General features: G+C 45.0%; 33 protein-coding genes. All 33 read left to right on the plus strand.

Annotated features, from left to right (window positions below):
• The first annotated feature begins 297 nt into the window (after positions 1 to 297).
• Positions 298 to 1,329, plus strand: coding sequence for a rod shape-determining protein (locus DX073_RS12555; protein ID WP_078274397.1), 1,032 nt, complete (start codon positions 298 to 300; stop codon positions 1,327 to 1,329).
• A gap of 298 nt (positions 1,330 to 1,627) precedes the next feature.
• Positions 1,628 to 2,479 (plus strand): rod shape-determining protein MreC, encoded by an 852-nt coding sequence (mreC, locus tag DX073_RS12560; RefSeq protein WP_115008393.1) that lies wholly within the window; start codon positions 1,628 to 1,630, stop codon positions 2,477 to 2,479.
• Positions 2,480 to 2,510: 31 nt separating this feature from the next.
• Positions 2,511 to 2,999 (plus strand): rod shape-determining protein MreD, encoded by a 489-nt coding sequence (mreD, locus tag DX073_RS12565; RefSeq protein ID WP_029102626.1) that lies wholly within the window; start codon positions 2,511 to 2,513, stop codon positions 2,997 to 2,999.
• The gene (locus DX073_RS12570; protein WP_115008394.1) at positions 2,999 to 3,589 is read left to right on the plus strand and encodes a Maf family protein; all 591 of its coding nucleotides are present in this window, start codon (positions 2,999 to 3,001) and stop codon (positions 3,587 to 3,589) included. Before mreD ends, DX073_RS12570 begins: the two co-directional genes overlap by 1 nt.
• Before the next feature lie 146 nt (positions 3,590 to 3,735).
• Positions 3,736 to 5,394 carry an Rne/Rng family ribonuclease gene (locus DX073_RS12575; protein ID WP_115008395.1) on the plus strand — a complete coding sequence of 553 codons (1,659 nt, stop codon included), beginning with the start codon at positions 3,736 to 3,738 and terminating at the stop codon, positions 5,392 to 5,394.
• 479 nt (positions 5,395 to 5,873) lie between these two features.
• Entirely contained in the window at positions 5,874 to 6,185 is a 312-nt protein-coding gene (gene rpsJ / locus DX073_RS12580; RefSeq protein WP_003656991.1) for a 30S ribosomal protein S10, read from the plus strand.
• A gap of 44 nt (positions 6,186 to 6,229) precedes the next feature.
• On the plus strand, positions 6,230 to 6,868 hold the full coding sequence (rplC, locus tag DX073_RS12585) for a 50S ribosomal protein L3 (protein ID WP_029102628.1): 639 nt from the start codon (positions 6,230 to 6,232) through the stop codon (positions 6,866 to 6,868).
• Positions 6,869 to 6,882: 14 nt separating this feature from the next.
• Positions 6,883 to 7,485 carry a 50S ribosomal protein L4 gene (rplD, locus tag DX073_RS12590; protein WP_079326203.1) on the plus strand — a complete coding sequence of 201 codons (603 nt, stop codon included), beginning with the start codon at positions 6,883 to 6,885 and terminating at the stop codon, positions 7,483 to 7,485.
• Positions 7,482 to 7,811 (plus strand): 50S ribosomal protein L23, encoded by a 330-nt coding sequence (gene rplW, locus DX073_RS12595; protein ID WP_029102630.1) that lies wholly within the window; start codon positions 7,482 to 7,484, stop codon positions 7,809 to 7,811. Before rplD ends, rplW begins: the two co-directional genes overlap by 4 nt.
• An 11-nt stretch (positions 7,812 to 7,822) precedes the next feature.
• Positions 7,823 to 8,650 (plus strand): 50S ribosomal protein L2, encoded by an 828-nt coding sequence (gene rplB / locus DX073_RS12600; protein ID WP_029102631.1) that lies wholly within the window; start codon positions 7,823 to 7,825, stop codon positions 8,648 to 8,650.
• Positions 8,651 to 8,661: 11 nt separating this feature from the next.
• A complete protein-coding gene (rpsS, locus tag DX073_RS12605) occupies positions 8,662 to 8,937 on the plus strand; it encodes a 30S ribosomal protein S19 (RefSeq protein ID WP_062498708.1) in 276 nt (91 codons plus the stop codon).
• A gap of 8 nt (positions 8,938 to 8,945) precedes the next feature.
• Entirely contained in the window at positions 8,946 to 9,275 is a 330-nt protein-coding gene (gene rplV / locus DX073_RS12610; RefSeq protein WP_029102633.1) for a 50S ribosomal protein L22, read from the plus strand.
• Positions 9,276 to 9,277: 2 nt separating this feature from the next.
• Positions 9,278 to 10,003 carry a 30S ribosomal protein S3 gene (gene rpsC / locus DX073_RS12615; protein ID WP_029102634.1) on the plus strand — a complete coding sequence of 242 codons (726 nt, stop codon included), beginning with the start codon at positions 9,278 to 9,280 and terminating at the stop codon, positions 10,001 to 10,003.
• A gap of 3 nt (positions 10,004 to 10,006) precedes the next feature.
• A complete protein-coding gene (rplP, locus tag DX073_RS12620; protein ID WP_029102635.1) occupies positions 10,007 to 10,420 on the plus strand; it encodes a 50S ribosomal protein L16 in 414 nt (137 codons plus the stop codon).
• Entirely contained in the window at positions 10,420 to 10,617 is a 198-nt protein-coding gene (rpmC, locus tag DX073_RS12625) for a 50S ribosomal protein L29 (protein WP_029102636.1), read from the plus strand. The genes rplP and rpmC overlap by 1 nt, the downstream gene beginning before the upstream one ends.
• On the plus strand, positions 10,614 to 10,886 hold the full coding sequence (rpsQ, locus tag DX073_RS12630; protein ID WP_029102637.1) for a 30S ribosomal protein S17: 273 nt from the start codon (positions 10,614 to 10,616) through the stop codon (positions 10,884 to 10,886). The genes rpmC and rpsQ overlap by 4 nt, the downstream gene beginning before the upstream one ends.
• Positions 10,887 to 11,017: 131 nt before the next feature.
• Entirely contained in the window at positions 11,018 to 11,386 is a 369-nt protein-coding gene (gene rplN / locus DX073_RS12635; protein WP_029102638.1) for a 50S ribosomal protein L14, read from the plus strand.
• An 18-nt stretch (positions 11,387 to 11,404) separates the two neighbouring features.
• Positions 11,405 to 11,722, plus strand: a complete 318-nt coding sequence (gene rplX, locus DX073_RS12640; RefSeq protein ID WP_029102639.1) for a 50S ribosomal protein L24 — start codon at positions 11,405 to 11,407, stop codon at positions 11,720 to 11,722.
• 20 nt (positions 11,723 to 11,742) lie between these two features.
• Positions 11,743 to 12,279, plus strand: a complete 537-nt coding sequence (rplE, locus tag DX073_RS12645; RefSeq protein WP_029102640.1) for a 50S ribosomal protein L5 — start codon at positions 11,743 to 11,745, stop codon at positions 12,277 to 12,279.
• Between the two features lie 10 nt (positions 12,280 to 12,289).
• The gene (rpsN, locus tag DX073_RS12650) at positions 12,290 to 12,595 is read left to right on the plus strand and encodes a 30S ribosomal protein S14 (RefSeq protein WP_029102641.1); all 306 of its coding nucleotides are present in this window, start codon (positions 12,290 to 12,292) and stop codon (positions 12,593 to 12,595) included.
• Between the two features lie 11 nt (positions 12,596 to 12,606).
• Positions 12,607 to 13,005 (plus strand): 30S ribosomal protein S8, encoded by a 399-nt coding sequence (gene rpsH, locus DX073_RS12655; RefSeq protein ID WP_029102642.1) that lies wholly within the window; start codon positions 12,607 to 12,609, stop codon positions 13,003 to 13,005.
• A 184-nt stretch (positions 13,006 to 13,189) separates the two neighbouring features.
• The gene (rplF, locus tag DX073_RS12660) at positions 13,190 to 13,723 is read left to right on the plus strand and encodes a 50S ribosomal protein L6 (protein WP_065255090.1); all 534 of its coding nucleotides are present in this window, start codon (positions 13,190 to 13,192) and stop codon (positions 13,721 to 13,723) included.
• Positions 13,724 to 13,738: 15 nt separating this feature from the next.
• A complete protein-coding gene (gene rplR / locus DX073_RS12665; RefSeq protein ID WP_036387459.1) occupies positions 13,739 to 14,089 on the plus strand; it encodes a 50S ribosomal protein L18 in 351 nt (116 codons plus the stop codon).
• Positions 14,090 to 14,091: 2 nt separating this feature from the next.
• Positions 14,092 to 14,589, plus strand: a complete 498-nt coding sequence (rpsE, locus tag DX073_RS12670; RefSeq protein WP_029102645.1) for a 30S ribosomal protein S5 — start codon at positions 14,092 to 14,094, stop codon at positions 14,587 to 14,589.
• Between the two features lie 15 nt (positions 14,590 to 14,604).
• Positions 14,605 to 14,784 carry a 50S ribosomal protein L30 gene (rpmD, locus tag DX073_RS12675; protein WP_062498703.1) on the plus strand — a complete coding sequence of 60 codons (180 nt, stop codon included), beginning with the start codon at positions 14,605 to 14,607 and terminating at the stop codon, positions 14,782 to 14,784.
• Positions 14,784 to 15,224, plus strand: a complete 441-nt coding sequence (rplO, locus tag DX073_RS12680) for a 50S ribosomal protein L15 (protein WP_065255089.1) — start codon at positions 14,784 to 14,786, stop codon at positions 15,222 to 15,224. Before rpmD ends, rplO begins: the two co-directional genes overlap by 1 nt.
• A 3-nt stretch (positions 15,225 to 15,227) precedes the next feature.
• The gene (gene secY / locus DX073_RS12685) at positions 15,228 to 16,550 is read left to right on the plus strand and encodes a preprotein translocase subunit SecY (RefSeq protein ID WP_115008396.1); all 1,323 of its coding nucleotides are present in this window, start codon (positions 15,228 to 15,230) and stop codon (positions 16,548 to 16,550) included.
• Positions 16,551 to 16,564: 14 nt separating this feature from the next.
• A complete protein-coding gene (gene rpmJ / locus DX073_RS12690) occupies positions 16,565 to 16,681 on the plus strand; it encodes a 50S ribosomal protein L36 (protein ID WP_036364264.1) in 117 nt (38 codons plus the stop codon).
• A 128-nt stretch (positions 16,682 to 16,809) separates the two neighbouring features.
• On the plus strand, positions 16,810 to 17,166 hold the full coding sequence (rpsM, locus tag DX073_RS12695; RefSeq protein WP_029102649.1) for a 30S ribosomal protein S13: 357 nt from the start codon (positions 16,810 to 16,812) through the stop codon (positions 17,164 to 17,166).
• Between the two features lie 20 nt (positions 17,167 to 17,186).
• The gene (rpsK, locus tag DX073_RS12700; RefSeq protein ID WP_003656963.1) at positions 17,187 to 17,579 is read left to right on the plus strand and encodes a 30S ribosomal protein S11; all 393 of its coding nucleotides are present in this window, start codon (positions 17,187 to 17,189) and stop codon (positions 17,577 to 17,579) included.
• Between the two features lie 11 nt (positions 17,580 to 17,590).
• The gene (gene rpsD, locus DX073_RS12705) at positions 17,591 to 18,232 is read left to right on the plus strand and encodes a 30S ribosomal protein S4 (RefSeq protein ID WP_029102650.1); all 642 of its coding nucleotides are present in this window, start codon (positions 17,591 to 17,593) and stop codon (positions 18,230 to 18,232) included.
• A gap of 22 nt (positions 18,233 to 18,254) precedes the next feature.
• Positions 18,255 to 19,259: a DNA-directed RNA polymerase subunit alpha gene (locus tag DX073_RS12710; RefSeq protein ID WP_065255087.1), complete on the plus strand. Its 1,005-nt coding sequence runs from the start codon at positions 18,255 to 18,257 to the stop codon at positions 19,257 to 19,259.
• Positions 19,260 to 19,277: 18 nt separating this feature from the next.
• Positions 19,278 to 19,637, plus strand: coding sequence for a 50S ribosomal protein L17 (gene rplQ, locus DX073_RS12715; RefSeq protein WP_029102652.1), 360 nt, complete (start codon positions 19,278 to 19,280; stop codon positions 19,635 to 19,637).
• Positions 19,638 to 19,874 lie beyond the last annotated feature (237 nt).

The raw sequence follows: 19,874 nt of genomic DNA on the forward strand, positions 1-19,874 counted from the left end.
TAAAGTTAATGATTTCAAAAAATTAAAATTTACTCAGTTATACTCTTACGTTTATCTTAATTTTTGGTAAAATTTAGTAACTTTGGTTAAAAATCGGCAAATTTAACCCATTTTGTAAAAATTTCTTGCAAATTAGGCAAAATTTTTCATAAATCCTCATGATTTTTTTGTCATAAATCGGTATAATTTACCACAATTTTTTAACTATTTGGCATTTGGCTAATTTTTAATCATATTTTCACTCATGGATTAAGATGAGTGATGCCTTGCCACTCTTATTTTTTGGAATCATGCGTTATGAACCTGCTGGGATTTTTATCGACCAACATTGCCATTGACCTAGGTACTGCCAACACCTTGATTTATGCCCCTGGTAAGGGCATTGTGCTTGATGAGCCAACGGTGGTGGCACTGCGTTCTAACCGTACCCAAAACCCAACGGTGGCGGCGGTAGGTATCGATGCCAAGCAGATGCTTGGGCGTACCCCTGATAACATCACTGCCATTCGCCCCCTAAAAGATGGTGTGATTGCTGACTTTGAAGTTACCCAGCAGATGTTAAAGCATTTCATCAAAAAAGTAAAAGTCAAAAAATTCTTGGCTGACCCGAATGTGGTTGTGTGTGTGCCATGCAAATCCACGCTGGTAGAGCGACGTGCCATTGAAGAGGCGGTGCGTTCGGCAGGAGCGAACAGCGTGCATATCTTAGAAGAGCCGATGGCGGCAGCGATTGGAGCGGGTCTGCCTGTGCATGAAGCCAGTGGTTCAATGGTAGTGGACATCGGCGGTGGTACGACTGAGATTGCGGTGATTGCCTTGTCGGGCTGTGTGTATGCAGATTCTATTACCATCGGCGGTGATAAATTTGATGAAGCCATCATCAATCACGTCAAAAAGACGCACGGCTGTTTTATCGGTGAGACGACCGCTGAGCGTATCAAAAAAGAAGTGGGTACGGCTGTCTTTGATGAAAAAGAAAACCTAGAAGTTGAAGTGCGTGGACGCTCGATGGCAGAAGGTGTGCCAAAGACTTTTACCGTCAATTCCAAAGAAATCCAAGAAGCACTTGCCGAGCCTGTATCAGGCATTGTTGATGCGGTCAAACTTGCCTTGGAGCAGACCCCGCCAGAGTTGTCATCGGACATCGCCGAGCATGGCGTGGTGCTGACAGGGGGTGGGGCGTTACTGCGTAACCTAGATAAGCTCATCTCCAAAGAGACAGGATTGCCTGTGTTTGTCGCCGAAGACCCCTTGACCTGCGTGTCTCGTGGCGGTGGTAAGGCACTTGACTTTATCCATGATAAGTCGCTCTCGATGATTTTTGTCTAAATCCACGAAATCATGAGCGGTGTTCACGCACCGCTTTTTGTGTTTTGGGCTTGTGAAGTTATTTGTTCATAAGTAGGACGTGTTGAACATTGATAACATTCTTATAGATATGGCAAAATTTGACAATTTCAACCAATTTTTGCATGAAAAATGGCTAAATCTTGTGGCTCGAAGTCAAAAACTTGTCCGATAGAATGACTATCAGCCTCAAGTTCTTTCCTTGAAAAACGTGCGATTTTTCTCATTTTTCATTGTAAATACCAATATTCAACACGTCCTACATAAAAAAGGTCTGGCAATGCTCCCAAGTATATTTTCACAAAAACCTGTATTTGCACGCATGACGGTTGCGTTTTTGGTGTTTGCCTTGATTTTTATGTTGCTTGACAGCAAAAACCCCCAATGGTTTGATGGCATTCGTCGCCTAAGCCATGCATCCATGCAACCCATTTATCAAGCGTCCCTAGGGCCGTCTTATGCCATGGAATATGCCAGCCATGCCGTCCACACCAAAGAAGCCTTGCGTCGTGAGAATATCCGTTTGCAAACCGAGCTACTCCAAGCCCGTGCCAAGCTCCAAACCCAAGATTATCTACTCGCCCAAAACGCCCGTCTAAAAGGCGTACTCAGCACCACGCAATCCAGCGAACATCATCTACTGCTGGCACGCATTATCGGCACGGATTCTAACCCCCTAAAACAAGTGGTGGTGCTTAACAAAGGCACCAATGATGGCGTGCAAATCGGGCAGACGGTCATCGATGAGCATGGCATCATCGGACAGGTGCTAAACGTCTACCCAAATACATCTCGCCTACTACTCATCACCGATGAACAGCAGTCGGTGGCGGTCGTGGTGGCACGCACAGGACAACGTGCGATGGTCTCGGGTGGGGGTAAGCCTGACAGTCTGAGCCTAGATTATATCTTTAAGACTGCCGATGTTAAAGTGGGCGATGAGCTTATCTCGTCAGGGCTTGGTGAGCGTTTCCCTGCGGGCTATAAAGTGGGGAAAGTCTCGGACATTGACACCACTCGCACCGATAATTTTGCCGACATTCGTGTCAATCCCGCCGCTGATTTTCTAAACAGCAGTTATGTGCTGATTTTGCAGCCCAAAGATAACCCTGCCCCAAAAAAGAACAGCTAATCACGCCATATAGGACTCATAAAGCCCACTTATGAACTCAAAACCCTTTTTAATCATCGGTATCATCATCAGCTTTGTGGTGGCATCCATGCTGAGTGTCTACCCTTTGGGGCATGACATGGCAAGTGTTCGCCCCATGTTTTTGGCGATGGTGCTTGCCTTTTGGGTGATGTATCGCTCGCCCATGATGGGGGTGTGGGTGGTATTTTTGGTGGGACTGGTCTCGGATTTGCTCTTGGGTACGCATTTGGGGCATCAGGCATTTAGTGCGGTGCTCATGGCGTTTGTCATACGGGTACTACTGCTGTATGCCAAAGAGCTTGCCCTGTCGCAGGCGTGGGTATTGGGGGCGATTGCTCTGAGCGTCTATCAGGTGTCGCTGTGGATATTACAGGCATTCTCTCATGCTCAGTTTGTGTGGACAGGCATGGGGTCGCTCATGAGTAGCATTGTGCTGTTTCCTGTGATGTGGTATCCGCTGTACTGGATAAACCGCCAACTAAAAGAGCGAGCCTATTGATGAACACGCCCCTTATCCTAGCGTCCACATCGCCTAGACGACATGAGTTATTGACGCAGTTGCAGATTCCCTTTACGGTCAAATTGGTGGAGATTGACGAGCGTTTTTATGCCCACGAAAGCCCTCACGACTATATCATGCGTATGGTGAAGACCAAAGCGGAAAAGGCGTGTGCGGACGTGTCATCGGCTATCGTTATCGCGGCAGATACCATGGGTGTGGCAGAGAATGAGATTTTAACCAAACCTGCCGATAAAGCCCATGCTTTTGCCATGTGGGATAAATTATCAGGTGGTACGCACGAGATTTGGACGGCGGTGTGTGCCAGCACTGTCAAAGATGGGCAAATCATTTTTCAAAAAGTCATCAAAGTCACCACCCAAGTCACCTTCATCAAGCTCACCGACCACCAAAAAGATGAGTACTGGGCAACAGGCGAGCCTGCCGATAAAGCAGGGGCATACGCCATTCAAGGCGGAGCGATGGCATGGGTGCGGTCTATCAATGGCAGTTATACCAACGTGGTGGGCTTGCCCCTTGCCGAGACGGCAGAGCTGATTGATGACTGTTTGCAAATATTGGCGGATTGATGATTTAAATGATGATAAAATCAGCCCATTAGCATAGTCAAGTGACTTCCTTCTAATTTACCCAATCAGCGCTCAATCAGTCTACCAAGCCAGCTTATCTTAAACCAACTTACCCTAACTTAATTCATCTAGCCCACACCATCTTTATGTCAAAACACGCCCTAATCAACGCCACGCCCTTTGAGACTCGCCTTGTTATCGTTGATGACGGTAGGCTTGATGAGGTGTTTATTGAGCGGGTACAGGCACGCAGTTTGGTGGGAGATGTCTATTTGGGGACGGTGGTGCGGGTACTGCCTGCCATGGGGTCGGTGTTTATTGACATCGGGCGTGAGCGTTCGGCATTTTTGCACCAAAGCGACATCATGCTACCGACTCGCCCATCATCCCAAGATGATGTTGCCACGCCCACACTCATCACGACATTGCCCATGGCTCATCAGGCAAAAGATGAAAGCCTTACGCAGTCCCAGTCTAGACCTAAGCCTAAGCCTGCCAAGCCCAAACTTGACCCCAAACTTCTGCCCAAGCTCCTACCCAAAGTTGGTGAGCGAGTCGTCGTCCAAGTCACCAAAGATGAGTTTGGCACCAAAGGGGTGCGTGTGACCATGCACATCGCATTGGCAGGGCGGTATTTGGTCTATCTGCCCACATCGCCACAGTCGGTCGGTGTGTCCACTCGCATCGGCACAAAGGCTTATCGCACCAAGCTAAAAGCCTATTTGACGACCCTACTTAGCCAATCATCGCATGCAGGTGGGCTCATCGCTCGTAGTGCATGCAAGCAGGCATTTGGCGATGATGAGACATTGGCGGGCATGGGCGAGCGTATGCAGGCAGAGCTTGACCATCTAGGTGCATTGTGGGCGGACATTAGCCAAGTACGCACACAGGCGAGCCTGCACAAAGCCAAGCACGCCTTGCTCCACCAAGAGCTACCTTTGGCCGAGCGTGCCTTGCGTGACATTATCACTGACGATATCCAAAGCGTGTGGATTGACGATAGGGCGACTTATGAGCGAGTACGGCATGCCAGTTGCACACTCATGCCGTCCATCACATCTGTCATTTATCATCATGATAAGCCGACCCCACTGTTTGCCCAGTCTGTGCCTGATGAGCGTCGCTCGTCCACACCTGACATTGAGACTCAGCTGACACACGCCTTGTTGCGGCATTGCCCGTTGCCGTCGGGCGGTTATCTCATCATTGAGCATACCGAAGCGATGACGACCATCGATGTCAATACAGGCTCGTATGTAGGGCAGGGCAAGGCAGGCGTGGATGTGGCATATGAAACCAACAAAGAAGCGGTGACTGCCATCGCTCGTGAGTTAAAAGTGCGTAACATTGGCGGTATTATTATCCTAGATTTTATTGACATGGACAAATCCGCCCATCGGCAAACAGTGCTAGACATGCTCGCCCATGCATTAAAAGCCGACCCTGCCACGACCAACATTACCCAAATCAGCGAATTGGGCTTGGTTGAGATGACTCGTAAACGCACCCGCCCCAGTCTGTCTGATGAGCTGCGTGAGCCTTGCCCTGTCTGTCATGGCACAGGCAAAATCAAAAGCGTGCAGACGGTGGCATTTGAGATTCTAAGGTCACTCATGGGTCAGTTGGCAAACAGCACTTCTTTTAAAAGGTCTAATGTGACGATAAAAGTCAGTCAGTTGGTGGCGGACTATTTGTCATCACATCAGGATTTGTCAAATTTACAAAAATTAACAAATACATCCATTCATCTATCCATAAATACATCTTATCATCAAGAGCAATATGCGATTTTGGTGGAGTAAAAATGGTTTTTTACCAATAAATCTGCCTAAAAATCAATCAATTTATTAAAATTGTAACATTTTGTAAATTTGATGAATTTTAAGGCAAAGACAGGCAAATTTAGCCACTTTTTATCCAAAAATAAAGTATGGCTCTTGCTTTATCTGATTTTTCGTGTATAATACGCACACTTTTCTTGTTTAGCGTTGCATTTAAGCAAAAGTCTGTTTTTGACTACATTTGGCTTAGATGAGTGATTATCTTCGGATACATTACAAGAGTAGTGAGTAGGGCTTGTCCTAAAGCGAATCAACGCCACAGCCGAAGCATCGATTTTGGCACTATAAACAACAGCTCTGTTGCCAACATTCATGTCTGGCGGACAGGGATTGTATTATTTTGTCCAAAGCGGTTCTAGGACAAAATTTAATCAAAATAACATGACTGAAATCCAAGCGATGGAAGTTTTATAAAGCACTTAATTTAGGAGCTTGTTGGCATGGCTAACCAGAGAATCCGTATCCGACTAAAATCTTTCGACCATCGTCTGATTGACCAGTCGGCACAAGAGATTGTCGATACCGCAAAGCGTACAGGTGCACAAGTTTGTGGTCCTGTTCCCTTGCCGACTCGTATTGAGCGGTTCAACGTATTGACATCACCACACGTCAACAAAGACGCTCGTGACCAGTATGAAATTCGCACCCACAAACGCATGATTGACATCGTTCAACCTACTGACAAAACAGTAGACGCATTGATGAAGTTGGATTTGGCGGCCGGTGTTGATGTTCAAATCGCCCTAGGCTAAGAACAACTGGTTTAATATAAACGATTATAAGTAAGAGGTCTAAAATGGCGATTGGTTTAGTCGGTATTAAGCGTGGTATGACCCGAATCTTCACTGAGGCAGGTGCATCTATTCCTGTAACAGTGGTTGAGGTTAACGCAAACCGTATCTCACAAATCAAGACAGTAGACACTGACGGTTATGACGCAATTCAAGTCACCACAGGTGAGCGTCGTGAAAGCCGTGTAACTGCTGCACAAAAAGGACACTTCGCAAAAGCTGGCGTTGCCGCTGGTCGTGGTGTTTGGGAATTTAGAGCTGACGCAAGCGAACTTGAAGGTCGTGAAGTTGGTGGCGATATTTTGGTGGATTTATTTGAAGTTGGTCAGTTGGTTGATGTCACTGGTCAGTCTAAGGGTAAAGGCTTCCAAGGTGGCGTAAAACGTCATAATTTCCGCACTCAGGACGCCACACACGGTAACTCTGTGTCGCATCGTGTACTTGGTTCTACCGGTCAGAACCAAACACCGGGTAAAGTATTCAAAGGCAAAAAAATGCCAGGTCAAATGGGTAACAAACGTGTTACTGTTCAAGGCCTTGAAATTGTGTCTATTGATACCGAAAAAGGTGTACTGGTCATCAAAGGTGCCTTGCCTGGTGCTAATGGTGGCGATGTTATCGTACGTCCGTCAGTCAAAGCCTAGTTGAGGGGATTAACGTGAATTTAAAAACTGTTACAGGTGCGGCGGTTGAACTATCAGAGACGACATTTGGTCGTGAGTTCAATGAAGCCCTAGTACACCAAGTCGTAACTGCTTACCTAGCTGGTGCTCGTCAAGGTACTCGTGCACAAAAAACTCGTGGCGAAGTATCTGGTGGCGGTAAAAAACCATGGCGTCAAAAAGGTACTGGTCGTGCCCGCGCGGGTTCTATCCGTGGACCAATTTGGGTAGGTGGTGGTCGTGCATTTGCCGCCAAACCACAAGACTGGTCTCAAAAAGTAAACCGCAAAATGTATCGTGGTGCCATGCAATGCATCCTAGCGGAGCTTGTACGCCAAGAGCGTTTGGTTTTGGTGGACTCTATCAGTGTTGATAGCCCAAAAACCAAAGGTTTGGTTGCTAAACTTGCCGAGCTAAATGCCCCACGCGCATTAATTGTTACTCACGAAGTTGATGAGAACCTATACTTGGCAGCTCGCAACATTCCACACGTGAATGTGCTAGGTACTCGTGAAGTTGACCCAGTTAGCTTGGTTTCTTTCGACAAAGTTATCATGACGGTTGAAGCCGCCAAGCAATTTGAGGAGACACTAGCATGAGTAACGCAAGACTATATCAAGTACTAAAAGCCCCTGTTTTTTCTGAAAAATCTCAACGTTTGGGTGATAGCCTAGGTGTTCAAGTTTTCAAAGTGGACAGCAGTGCAACCAAGCGTGAAATCAAACAAGCGGTTGAGCTGATGTTTGAAGGCGTTGAAGTTGTCAAAGTAAACACGCTAAATACCAAAGGTAAAACCAAGCGTTTTGGTCGTGTTGTTGGCAAGCGTTCTGACGTGAAAAAAGCGTATGTAACACTAAAAGCAGGTTCAGACGTACAAATCGGTGCTGGTGAAGAAGCCACTGGCGAAACAGCGACTAACGAATAAGGATCATAACCATGCCTATCGTAAAAGCAAAACCAACCTCACCAGGTCGCCGCTTTGTTGAAAAAGTTGTGCATCCACACCTTTATAAAGGTCGTCCTTATGCACCGCTTGTTGAATCAAAAGCAAAAACTGGTGGTCGTAATAACAACGGTCGTATCACTACCCGTCACATCGGTGGTGGTCACAAGCAACATTATCGTCTAATTGACTTCAAACGCAACAAAGACGGCATCATTGCAACTGTTGAGCGTATTGAATATGACCCTAACCGTACTGCACACATTGCTCTACTAAAATATGCAGACGGTGAGCGTCGTTATATCATTGCACCTAAAAAATTGGCAGTAGGCGATCAGGTTCAATCTGGCGAAGGTTCTCCCATCCGTCCAGGTAACTGCTTGCCACTTAAAAATATCCCAGTGGGTACCGTTATTCACAACATCGAACTAAAAATCGGCAAAGGTGCACAACTTGCACGTTCTGCTGGTGCAGCAGTTCAACTGCTTGGTCGTGACGGTGCTTATGTGATTGTTCGTTTACGTTCGGGTGAGACCCGTCGTATTCACGCAAATTGCCGTGCGGTTATTGGTGAAGTGTCTAACACTGAAAATAACCTAAAATCACTTGGTAAAGCAGGTGCAGCACGCTGGCGTGGCGTTCGTCCTACCGTTCGTGGTACGGCAATGAACCCGATTGATCACCCACACGGTGGTGGTGAAGGACGTAACTTTGGTAAACACCCAACCAGTCCTTGGGGTCAGAAAGCTAAGGGTCTTAAGACTCGTTCTAACAAGCGTACTGACAGTATGATTATCCGTCGCCGTCGTGCCAAGAAATAAAGGAAGAGTTTATGCCTCGTTCGTTAAAAAAAGGCCCGTTTATTGACGCGCATCTGTTTGCTAAGGTAGAAAACGCCCTAGAAACAAACAGCCGTAAGCCAATCAAAACTTGGTCTCGTCGTTCCATGATTCTACCACAAATGGTCGGTTTGACCATTTCTGTTCACAACGGTCGTACCCATGTACCTGTTATCGTGAGTGAGCAAATGGTTGGTCATAAACTTGGTGAATTCGCCCCAACCCGTTCATATCGTGGTCATGGCGTTGACAAGAAATCTAAGAGATAAGGTGTACCATGGAAGTAACTGCAAAATTACGTGGTGCCGCTATTTCGGCACAAAAAGTAAGATTGGTTGCGGACGAAGTTCGTGGTAAATCAATCGAGCGTGCTTTAGACATTTTGACATTTAGCAACAAAAAAGGTGCTAAGCTTGTTAAAAAATGCCTACAATCAGCAATTGCAAACGCTGAACACAACAATGGTCTAGACATTGACACTTTGCGTGTTTCTACCATTTATGTGGATGAAGGTATTACTTTGAAGCGTATTATGCCCCGTGCCAAGGGTCGTGCTGACCGTATCAGCAAACGCACTTGCCACATCACTGTTAAAGTAGGAGCATAATCATGGGTCAAAAAGTACATCCAATTGGTATTCGTTTGGGCGTTATCAAAAAGCACAACGCTAACTGGTACGCAAATCCAAAGCAATACTCTGAATACTTGCTAAATGACTTCAAAGTGCGTGATTTTCTACGCAATAAGCTAAAAGAAGCCATGGTAAGCAACATCAGCATTGAGCGTCCTACGGGTGCTGCTAAGATTACCATTCACTCAGCACGTCCTGGTGTGATTATTGGTAAGCAAGGTGCTGACATTGAAGCACTTCAAAAAGACCTAACCAAGCTTATGGGCGTTCCTGCTCAGGTAAATATCCAAGAGATTACTCAACCTGACCTAGACGCACGTTTGGTTGCTGTTGGTATTGCCAGACAGCTTGAAGGTCGTGTGATGTTCCGTCGTGCGATGAAACGTGCCGTGCAAAACAGCATGCGTGCTGGTGCTGGCGGTATCAAAGTTGAGCTGTCAGGTCGTCTAGGCGGTGCTGAGATTGCTCGTACTGAGTGGTATCGTGAAGGTCGTGTGCCACTACACACATTGCGTGCTGACATTGATTATGCAGAAGTTCGTGCAGAGACCACTTACGGTACTATCGGTGTGAAAGTTTGGATTTTCCGTGGTGAAATTCTAGACGGCATGAACAGCGTTTACAATCCAGTTGCAGAAGAGAAGACTCGTGCACCAAAACGCCGTGGTCGTACCAGCAACCGTCGTAATTCAGACAAGGGGTAAGCCATGTTACAACCAAAACGTACCAAATTCCGCAAAATGCACAAAGGTCGTAACACAGGCCTTGCCCAACGTGGTAACACCGTTGCATTTGGTGAGATTGGTCTAAAATCTATCGGTCGTGGTCGCATGACTGCTCGTCAAATTGAAGCAGCTCGTCGTACCATTACTCGTCGCATCAAGCGTGGCGGTAAAATTTGGATTCGTGTATTCCCAGACAAGCCAATTACCGAAAAGCCATTGGAAGTTCGTATGGGTAAAGGTAAAGGTCCAGTTGAGTACTGGGTAGCCGAAATCAAACCAGGCAAAATGCTATACGAAATCCAAGGTGTGAGCGAAGAGCTTGCGCGTGAAGCCTTGACATTGGCTTCTGCTAAGCTGCCTTTCAAAACCACCATTGTTAAACGGACGGTAATGTAATGAAAACAAGCGAATTACGTGAAAAATCAGTAGAAGAGCTGGCTACATTGCTTGACGAAAAGCAACTTGACGCATTTCGCCTACGCATGGCAAAAGCAACAGGTCAGCTAGGTAACACTCACGAAGTTAAAGCAAATCGTCGCACGATTGCAAAAATCTTGACTTTGCTTAACGAAAAACAAAGAGGCGACGCATGAGCGAGAATAACCAAACTCAAGAAGTCGGTGTTGTGACTGGTAAAGTTATCAGCAACAAAATGGACAAGTCTATCACTGTCCTTGTTGAACGCCAAATTCGTCACCCAATGTATGGCAAGCAAGTTCGTCGTTCTACCAAGCTTAAAGCTCATGATGAGAACAACGTTTGTCAAGAAGGTGATATCGTTCGTATCAAAGAAACACGTCCTATCTCAAAGACCAAAACTTGGACTTTGGTAGATGTGGTTGAAACTGCGGTAAAAATTTAAAGTTATTTGCATTAAAAGTCATTTGCTAGTATAATGAACGTCTTTATTGGCGTTCATCTACCAAATTTGTGCAAAATAGCATAAATTGGAGCGAATGGCTTTTATTGTATTATTATTTATGGAGTAATGCGATGATTCAGACTGAAACAATGCTGGAAGTTGCAGATAACAGTGGTGCAAGACGTGTACAGTGCATTAAAGTACTGGGTGGCTCGCATCGTCGTTATGCATCAGTTGGCGATATTATTAAGGTAACAGTAAAAGAAGCCATTCCTCGCGGTCGTGTTAAAAAAGGCGACGTGATGAATGCGGTTGTTGTACGTACCAAAAAAGGTGTACGTCGTCCAGACGGTTCTGTACTACGTTTTGATGATAATGCGGCAGTTATTCTAAACAATAACAAAGCACCTATCGCAACTCGTATTTTTGGACCTGTTACCCGTGAATTACGTGGTGAACAATTCATGAAAATTGTTTCACTAGCACCAGAAGTACTGTAAACTTTTAGAGGCTATCCTATGGCAAAGTTACGCAAAGGCGATACCGTGGTTGTGATTGCTGGCAAAGATAAAGGCAAGCAAGGCACAATTTTGGCGGTTAAAGCAGACCGTGTAAAAGTTGAAGGCATTAACATTGTAACCAAACACCAAAAACCTAACCAAATGCTAGGTAAAGAAGGTGGCATCGTTAAGCAAGAAGCATTTCTACACATTTCAAACGTTGCGATTTATAACGCAGCAACCCAAAAAGCAGATCGTGTTGCTTACCAAGTAAACGAAGAGGGCAAAAAAGTCCGTATCTATCGTTCTACTGGTGAAGTAGTGGCGACTGCATAAGATACTAAGGGTATATAGTAATGGCAAGATTAAAATCTTTATACAATGATAAGCTAAAGCAACAAATCAAAGATGAGCTTGGCTTAGAAAATGTCATGCAAGTGCCAAAAATCACCAAAATCACTCTGAACATGGGTGTTGGTGGTGCAGCACAAGATAAAAAACTACTTGAAGGTGCCTTGGCAGACATGACTGTCATCGCTGGTCAAAAGCCAGTTGTTACCAAAGCACGCAAATCAGTGGCAGGCTTTAAAATTCGTGAAGAGTGGCCGATTGGCTGTAAAGTTACCCTTCGTGGTGACCAGATGTACGAATTCTTAGACCGCTTAATTGCCATTGCGATTCCTCGTATTCGTGACTTCCGTGGTTTTTCTGCAAAAGCATTTGATGGTCGTGGTAACTACTCGCTAGGTATCAAAGAACAAATCGTTTTCCCTGAAGTTGATTTTGATAAAATTGACCGTATTCGTGGTCTTGACATCACCATCACAACGACTGCTGCTAATGACGATCAAGGTCGTGCATTGCTAAAAGCATTCGGTTTCCCATTTAGATAAGGTAAACGTTATGGCTAAGAAAAGCATGATTAATCGCGAATTAAAACGCGAAAAAACAGTTGCTAAGTACGCCGAGAAGCGTGCACAGCTAAAAGCAGTCATCAGTGATGTAAATGCCAGTGATGAAGAGCGTTTAGACGCAATGCTTGCTCTACAAGCATTGCCACGTAACTCATCACCAGTTCGTTTGCGTAATCGCTGTGGCTTGACTGGTCGTCCACACGGCTATTTCCGTAAATTTGGTCTATCACGCAACAAGTTGCGTGAGCGTGTAATGCAAGGTGATGTACCTGGCGTTCGTAAAGCTAGCTGGTAAGGAGTATCGCAATGAGTATGCAAGATCCAGTTGCTGATATGCTAACCCGCATTCGCAACGCACAATCAAGAAATAAGCCAAGTGTAGAAATGCCTGCTTCTAAGCTACGCAAATCAATTGCTGATTTGTTGGTTGCTGAAGGCTATCTAACTTCTGCTGAAGTTGTTGACGGCGAAAACAACAAAAAAGTTCTAAACATTGAACTAAAATACTACCAAGGCAAAGGCGTTATCGCTGAACTTAAGCGTTATAGTCGTCCTGGTCTACGCCAATATCGTGGGAAAGATGAACTGCCAAGCGTTCAAAAAGGCTTGGGCGTTGCCATCATCTCTACCAGCAAAGGCATTATGAGCGACCGTGCAGCACGTGCAGCTGGCATCGGCGGTGAAGTTATCGCTTTGGTTGCCTAATCACTTTATTTGTTATTTTTATTTAAAGTGATAAAAATAAAAATCCTTAGTTTACTCTAAGGATTTTTTGTGTTATAATGCCCTGCTTTTTTAACCAATTTAAATTATCTTGGATGGTGAGAGTTGGTTATTATTCGTTGCCATCAATTATTGATGGTTGTTTTTATCATTAAAGGAAATTCCTATGTCTCGTGTGGCTAAAGCCCCAGTAACGCTACCTGCGGGTACCAGCGTTACTTTGAACGGTCAGCAGGTTGAAGTTAAGGGCAAGAACGGTTCTTTGTCTTTACGCCTGCATGATTTGGTCGAGCTAAAGCAAGAAGATAACGTGGTTACTCTTGCTCCTGTCAAAGACACCAAAGAAGCGTGGATGCACACAGGTACTGTGCGTGCATTGTTGAACAACATGGTTCAAGGTGTGAGTGAAGGTTTTGAACGTCGTTTGCAACTTATCGGTGTTGGTTACCGTGCCCAAGTTGCTGGCAATGTGGTAAACCTTAACTTAGGTTTCTCTCACCCGATTGCTTATAATCTCCCTGAAGGTGTGACTGCTGAAAGCCCAAGTCAAACTGAAATCGTTCTAAAATCAAACGACAAGCAAAAATTGGGTCAAGCAGCAGCTAAGATTCGTAGCTTCCGCCCACCAGAGCCTTATAAAGGTAAAGGTGTTCGTTATAGCGATGAAGTGGTTCTTCGTAAAGAAGCTAAGAAAAAATAAGTAAGGTGAGCAAACATGTTGGATAAAAAATCAGCTCGTCTTCGCCGAGCAAAAAAAACCCGTGCCCATATCCGTCAATTAGGTGCCAACCGTTTGACCGTTACTCGCACGCCACGTCACATCTACGCCCAAATCATCGCCCCAACAGGCGGTGTGGTTTTGGCTCAAGCATCAACTCTTGATTCAACCCTTCGCTCAGGTGCGACTGGCAATGTTGAAGCAGCAAAAGCTGTGGGTGCACTGATTGCAGAGCGTGCAAAAGCTGCGGGCATTACTAAGGTTGCATTTGACCGTAGTGGTTTTAAATATCATGGCCGTGTTAAAGCATTAGCTGACGCTGCTCGTGAAAACGGATTGGAGTTCTAATCATGGCAAAAGTTGAACAAACTGACGGTTTGGTAGAGAAATTGGTTGCCGTTGACCGTGTGGCAAAAGTTGTAAAAGGTGGTCGTATCTTCTCCTTCACTGCATTGACAGTAGTTGGTGATGGTAATGGTCGTGTTGGTTTTGGTCGTGGCAAGGCTCGTGAAGTGCCTGCCGCCATCCAAAAAGCACTAGAAGCTGCTAAGCGTAACATGATTACTGTTGAGCTTGCTGGCACAACACTACAACACCCTATTAATGCTCGTCACGGTGCATCAAAAGTATACATGCAACCTGCATCAGAAGGTACTGGCGTTATTGCTGGTGGTGCAATGCGTGCTGTGCTAGAAGTTGCTGGCGTTCAAGACGTATTGGCGAAATGCTACGGCTCTACCAATGCTGCCAATGTGGTCTATGCAACCTTTAAAGGTCTGCGTGACATGGTTTCACCAGAGCAAGTTGCTGCTAAACGTGGCAAATCTGTTGAAGAAATTTTGGGCTAAGAGTAGGTGAGTGTTATGAAAACAATGAAAATTACTCAAACTAAGTCTAGCTCACACCGTTTGGCAAGCCATAAGGCCTGCCTAAAAGGTTTGGGACTACGTCGCATCGGTCATACTGTGGAAGTAGAAGATACACCATCTACTCGTGGTATGGTAAATCGTGTACATTACATGGTTAAAGTGGAGGAAGCGTAATGGGTCTTCGTTTAAATGAACTTGCCCCAGCAGTGGGTGCAAAAAAGACTGCCCAACGTCGTGGTCGTGGTATTGGCTCAGGTCTAGGTAAGACTGGTGGTCGTGGTATCAAGGGTCAAACTTCACGTTCAGGCTCAAGCATTCCAGCAGGCTTTGAAGGCGGTCAAATGCCTATCTATCGCCGTTTGCCAAAATTTGGTTTTACCAGCCAACTAGCCTTGACAACAGCCGAAGTACGTTTGTCAGAGCTTAACAAGATTGAAGGCAATGAGGTAACACTTGAAACGCTAAAAGCTGCCAACATCATCCGTGGTGACATGAAGCGTGCTCGTATTATCTTATCAGGCGAGATTAGCCGTGCTTTAACCTTTAAAGGCGTAAAAGTTACTAAAGGTGCAAAAGAAGCCATCGTTGCCGCTGGCGGTAGCGTCGAGGAGTAATCCATGTCTAAATCAACGCCTAAATCAGGCATTCCATTAAATCCATTGGCTTTTATTCGTAAGTATGATGAGCTATGGCATCGCATGTTATTTTTGCTTGGGGCGTTGGTTGTCTATCGTTTAGGTTCGCACATTCCTGTACCAGGCATGAATCCCATCCGTCTTGCTCAATTTTTTGATGGCAGTCAAAATACCTTTTTGGGCATGTTTAACATGTTCTCAGGCGGTGCTTTGGAGCGTATGTCCATCATGGCACTGGGTATCATGCCTTATATCTCAGCATCCATTGTGGTACAGATGATGTCAGCGGTGATACCTTCGCTTGATGCCCTAAAAAAAGAAGGTGAATCTGGTCGGCGTATTTTAAATAAATACACGAGGCAAGGTACACTGGCTTTGGCATTTGTGCAAGCGGTTGGTATGTCAGCAGGTCTTGTTGCTGGTGGTTTGACATTAAGCTCTGGTTTGACTTTTATGATTCCTGCGGTGACTGCATTGGTCGCAGGAGCGATGTTCTTGATGTGGCTTGGTGAGCAGATTACTGAGCGCGGCATTGGCAACGGCATATCCATGCTTATTTTTGCCAGTATCATATCAAGTGCCCCTGGCATGATTGCGGGTGCATTCAGTCAAGACATGAACTTAATGGTTGTCCTTATCTTTGCGTTGTTGGGTTTGGCGGTGATGGCTGGCATTGTTTATATTGAACGTGCCCAACGCCGTGTGCCTGTTAATTATGCTCAAAAACAGCAAGAAGGGCGTAAAGTTTATGCTCAGCAACAATCACATTTGCCATTAAAGCTCAATATGGCAGGGGTGATTCCAGCGATTTTTGCTAGCTCATTGCTGATGTTGCCTGCAAGTTTGGGGCAATGGGCAGGTTCTTCGGCGAATCCAACCACACTGCAAAATATCATGCAGAACATTTCACTCATCTTACAGCCAGGCAGTCCTTTGTACTTATTACTGTTTGGCGTGCTAATCATCTTTTTCTGTTATTTTTATACAGCATTGATGTTTAACCCAGGTGAGGTGGCAGAGAATTTAAAGCGTAGTGGTGCTTATATTCCTGGCATACGCCCAGGACAGCAAACGAAACGATATTTGGATTTTGTCCTAAATCGCCTAACGTTTATTGGTGCGATGTATATGGCGATCATTTGCCTAATGCCAATGGTAATTCAAACGTCATTTGGCGTGCCTTTTCAGTTGGGTGGTGCATCTTTATTGATTATGGTGGTTGTACTTATGGACTTCATCGCACAGGTGCAAGCACATCTGATGACCCATCAATACCATGATCAAACTTTAATCCAGTCTAAATGACATTAGGAGTAGACATGAAAGTTCAAGCGTCTGTAAAAAAAATCTGTGGCAGTTGCAAAATCGTACGCCGTAAAGGTAAAGTATTGGTTATTTGCAGTTCAGAGCCACGTCATAAGCAACGTCAAGGTTAATTTTACAAATTAATACTTGCAATTTTGTAGCGGATATTGTATTATCCGCTACTTGCCATGCTGTTATCTAGGATAGCAGTAGAGTAAAACAGCAAATGCCTAGCATTTGTGCTAACGGAGAGAAATCAATGGCTCGTATTGCCGGTGTAAACATTCCGGACAACAAACACGCTGTGATTTCGCTAACTTACATTTTTGGTATTGGCCGCACTACTGCTAAGAAAATCTTGGCAACCGTAGGTATCAGCGAGACCACCAAAATTGGTCAGTTAGATGATTCACAACTGGATGCTGTTCGTGCAGAAGTTGCAAATTACGCTACCGAAGGTGACCTTCGTCGCGAAATTTCAATGAACATCAAGCGTTTGGTCGATTTGGGTTGCTACCGTGGTCTTCGTCACCGCCGTGGTCTTCCAGTTCGTGGTCAACGCACTAAAACCAACGCGCGTACCCGTAAAGGTCCTCGCAAAGCAATTAAAAAGTAACTAATTTAGGAAGCTAAAAGATGGCAAAAGACACTCGTAGCCGCAAAAAAGTGGCACGTCGTTCGGTATCTGAAGGTATCGCCCATATTCATGCGTCTTTTAATAACACCATTGTAACCATTACCGATCGTCAGGGTAATGCATTGGCTTGGGCCACCTCAGGTGGACAAGGCTTCCGTGGTTCACGTAAATCAACGCCTTTTGCTGCACAGGTTGCTGCTGAAGTTGCTGGTAAAACAGCACAAGAAACCTATGGTGTTAAAAACGTTGATGTCTTGGTTAAAGGTCCAGGACCAGGTCGTGAGTCTGCGGTTCGTGCATTAGGTGCATTGGGTTATAAAATTAACAGCATCAGCGATGTAACCCCAATTCCACACAACGGCTGCCGCCCGCCTAAGAAACGCCGCGTTTAAGGAGATAACTCATGGCCCGTTATATTGGTCCAAAATTAAAATTGTCTCGCCGTGAAGGTACTGACCTGCAACTCAAATCAGGTGTAAAAGCTTACGACGTTAAGACAAAAAAATCAGGTCGCGTACCTGGTCAGCATGGCAATAGCCAAAATAAGGCCTCTGAATACGCCCTACAACTTCGCGAGAAGCAAAAAGTAAAACGTATGTATGGTGTGCTTGAGCGTCAATTCTCAAACTACTATAAAGAAGCTGCTCGTATGCGTGGTGCTACTGGTGAAAACCTACTTGGCATGCTAGAACGCCGTTTGGATAACGTTGTTTATCGTATGGGCTTTGGTGCTACTCGTGCAGAAGCACGTCAGTTGGTGAGCCACCGTGCAATCCTGCTAAAAAAAGCAGGTCGTGATGAGTTTGTTCGTGTGAACATTCCTTCAATCCAAGTTCAAGACGGTGATGTGATTGCTGTGCATGAGAAGTCAAAAGAACAACTTCGTATTAAAAACGCAGTAGAGCTTGCGACTCAACGTGGCATTCCAGAATGGCTAGAAGTTGACCACAGCAAACTACAAGGTACGTTTAAAACTGCTCCAGATCGCAGTGACCTACCTGCTGAAATTAACGAAAGCTTGATTGTAGAACTATATTCTAAATAATCCGAACTAATCGAGGTGACTTATGACAAATGTAACTGAGTTTCTAACACCGTCTGCAATTAATGTAGATACGGTTAATGAAACGACTGCTAAGGTCACGCTCGAGCCGTTAGAACGTGGCTTTGGGCATACACTAGGTAATGCTCTTCGTCGCATTCTTTTATCTTCGTTGTCTGGTGCTGCCGTGATTGAAGCTGAAATTGAAGGCGTTGATCATGAATATTCAACACTAGAAGGTTTGCAAGAAGATGTATTAGATTTGCTTTTGAACCTAAAAGGCTTGGCAATCATTTTACATGACCAAAACGAAGCTTATTTAACATTGGATAAAAAGGGTGCAGGCATTGTAACTGCTGCTGATCTTGAACTGCCACATAATGTTGAGATCGCCAATCCTGAATTGGTGCTTGGTACGTTAAGTGAACGTGGACATTTAAAAATGCGTCTGCGTGTGGTGACAGGTCGTGGCTATGAGCCTGCCAATCAACGTCGTGAAGATGCCAATTCTAAAGCGATTGGACGTTTGAAACTTGATGCAAGTTTTAGCCCTATATTGCGTGTGGCTTATGATGTTGAGAATGCTCGTGTTGAGCAACGTACTGACCTTGACAAGCTTATCATTGAGCTTGAAACTAATGGTACGATTGACCCTGAAGAGGCGATTCGTAAGGCTGCTACGATTTTGCAACAACAAATTGCAATATTCGTTGATCTAGAAGCCGAGGAAGCCCCTGAGCCAGTTAAAGAAAAAGAAGAGATTGACCCTGTGCTATTACGCCCAGTGGACGACCTTGAACTAACGGTTCGTTCAGCAAACTGCTTGAAAGCTGAAAACATTTACTACATCGGTGATTTGGTGCAACGTTCTGAGACTGAACTTCTAAAAACACCAAATTTAGGTAAGAAATCATTAACCGAAATCAAAGACGTACTTGCGTCAAAAGGTTTGGAGTTGGGCATGCGTTTAGAGACCTGGCCACCAAGCGATTTGCGAGTTGATGACCGTTTTTCTTACCGTAGCCGTTAATTTTAAAGGATACTGACCATGCGACATCGTAATAGCGGAGTCAAGCTGGGTCGCACCAGCAGCCATCGTAAGGCTATGTTCCAAAACATGACCAATTCATTGATTGAACATGAGCTAATCAAAACCACGTTGGTAAAAGCAAAAGAGCTACGTCGTGTAGCAGAGCCACTCATCACTTTGGCAAAAGAAGACAGCGTTGCTAATCGCCGTCTTGCTTTTAACCGTACTCGTAACAAGGCAACCGTTGGTAAGCTTTTCAATGAGCTAGGACCACGTTACAAGACTCGCCCAGGTGGTTATTTGCGTATCATCAAATGCGGTTATCGTGATGGCGATAATGCACCAATGGCTTATGTGGAATTGGTTGACCGTCCATAATAGTCACTATTTCTACGAAAACCAAACCTTTTTAAGGTTTGGTTTTTTTATTGCATGGATTTTGGTTTGTTGGTGTTTTTGACAAATAAAAAGACGATTGATGTCAAATTATAGTTGAAAACTTTAAAACTAGGACGAGTCTGACTTTGCTATTTTCCATGCAAAAATTGATTGAGTCATCAAATTTTTATCATGTCTATAAAAATATTACCAATAGTGAGTGCGTCTTGTTAATTT

The sequence above is a fragment of the Moraxella lacunata genome, assembly GCF_900453205.1.
Lineage (GTDB): Bacteria > Pseudomonadota > Gammaproteobacteria > Pseudomonadales > Moraxellaceae > Moraxella > Moraxella lacunata_B.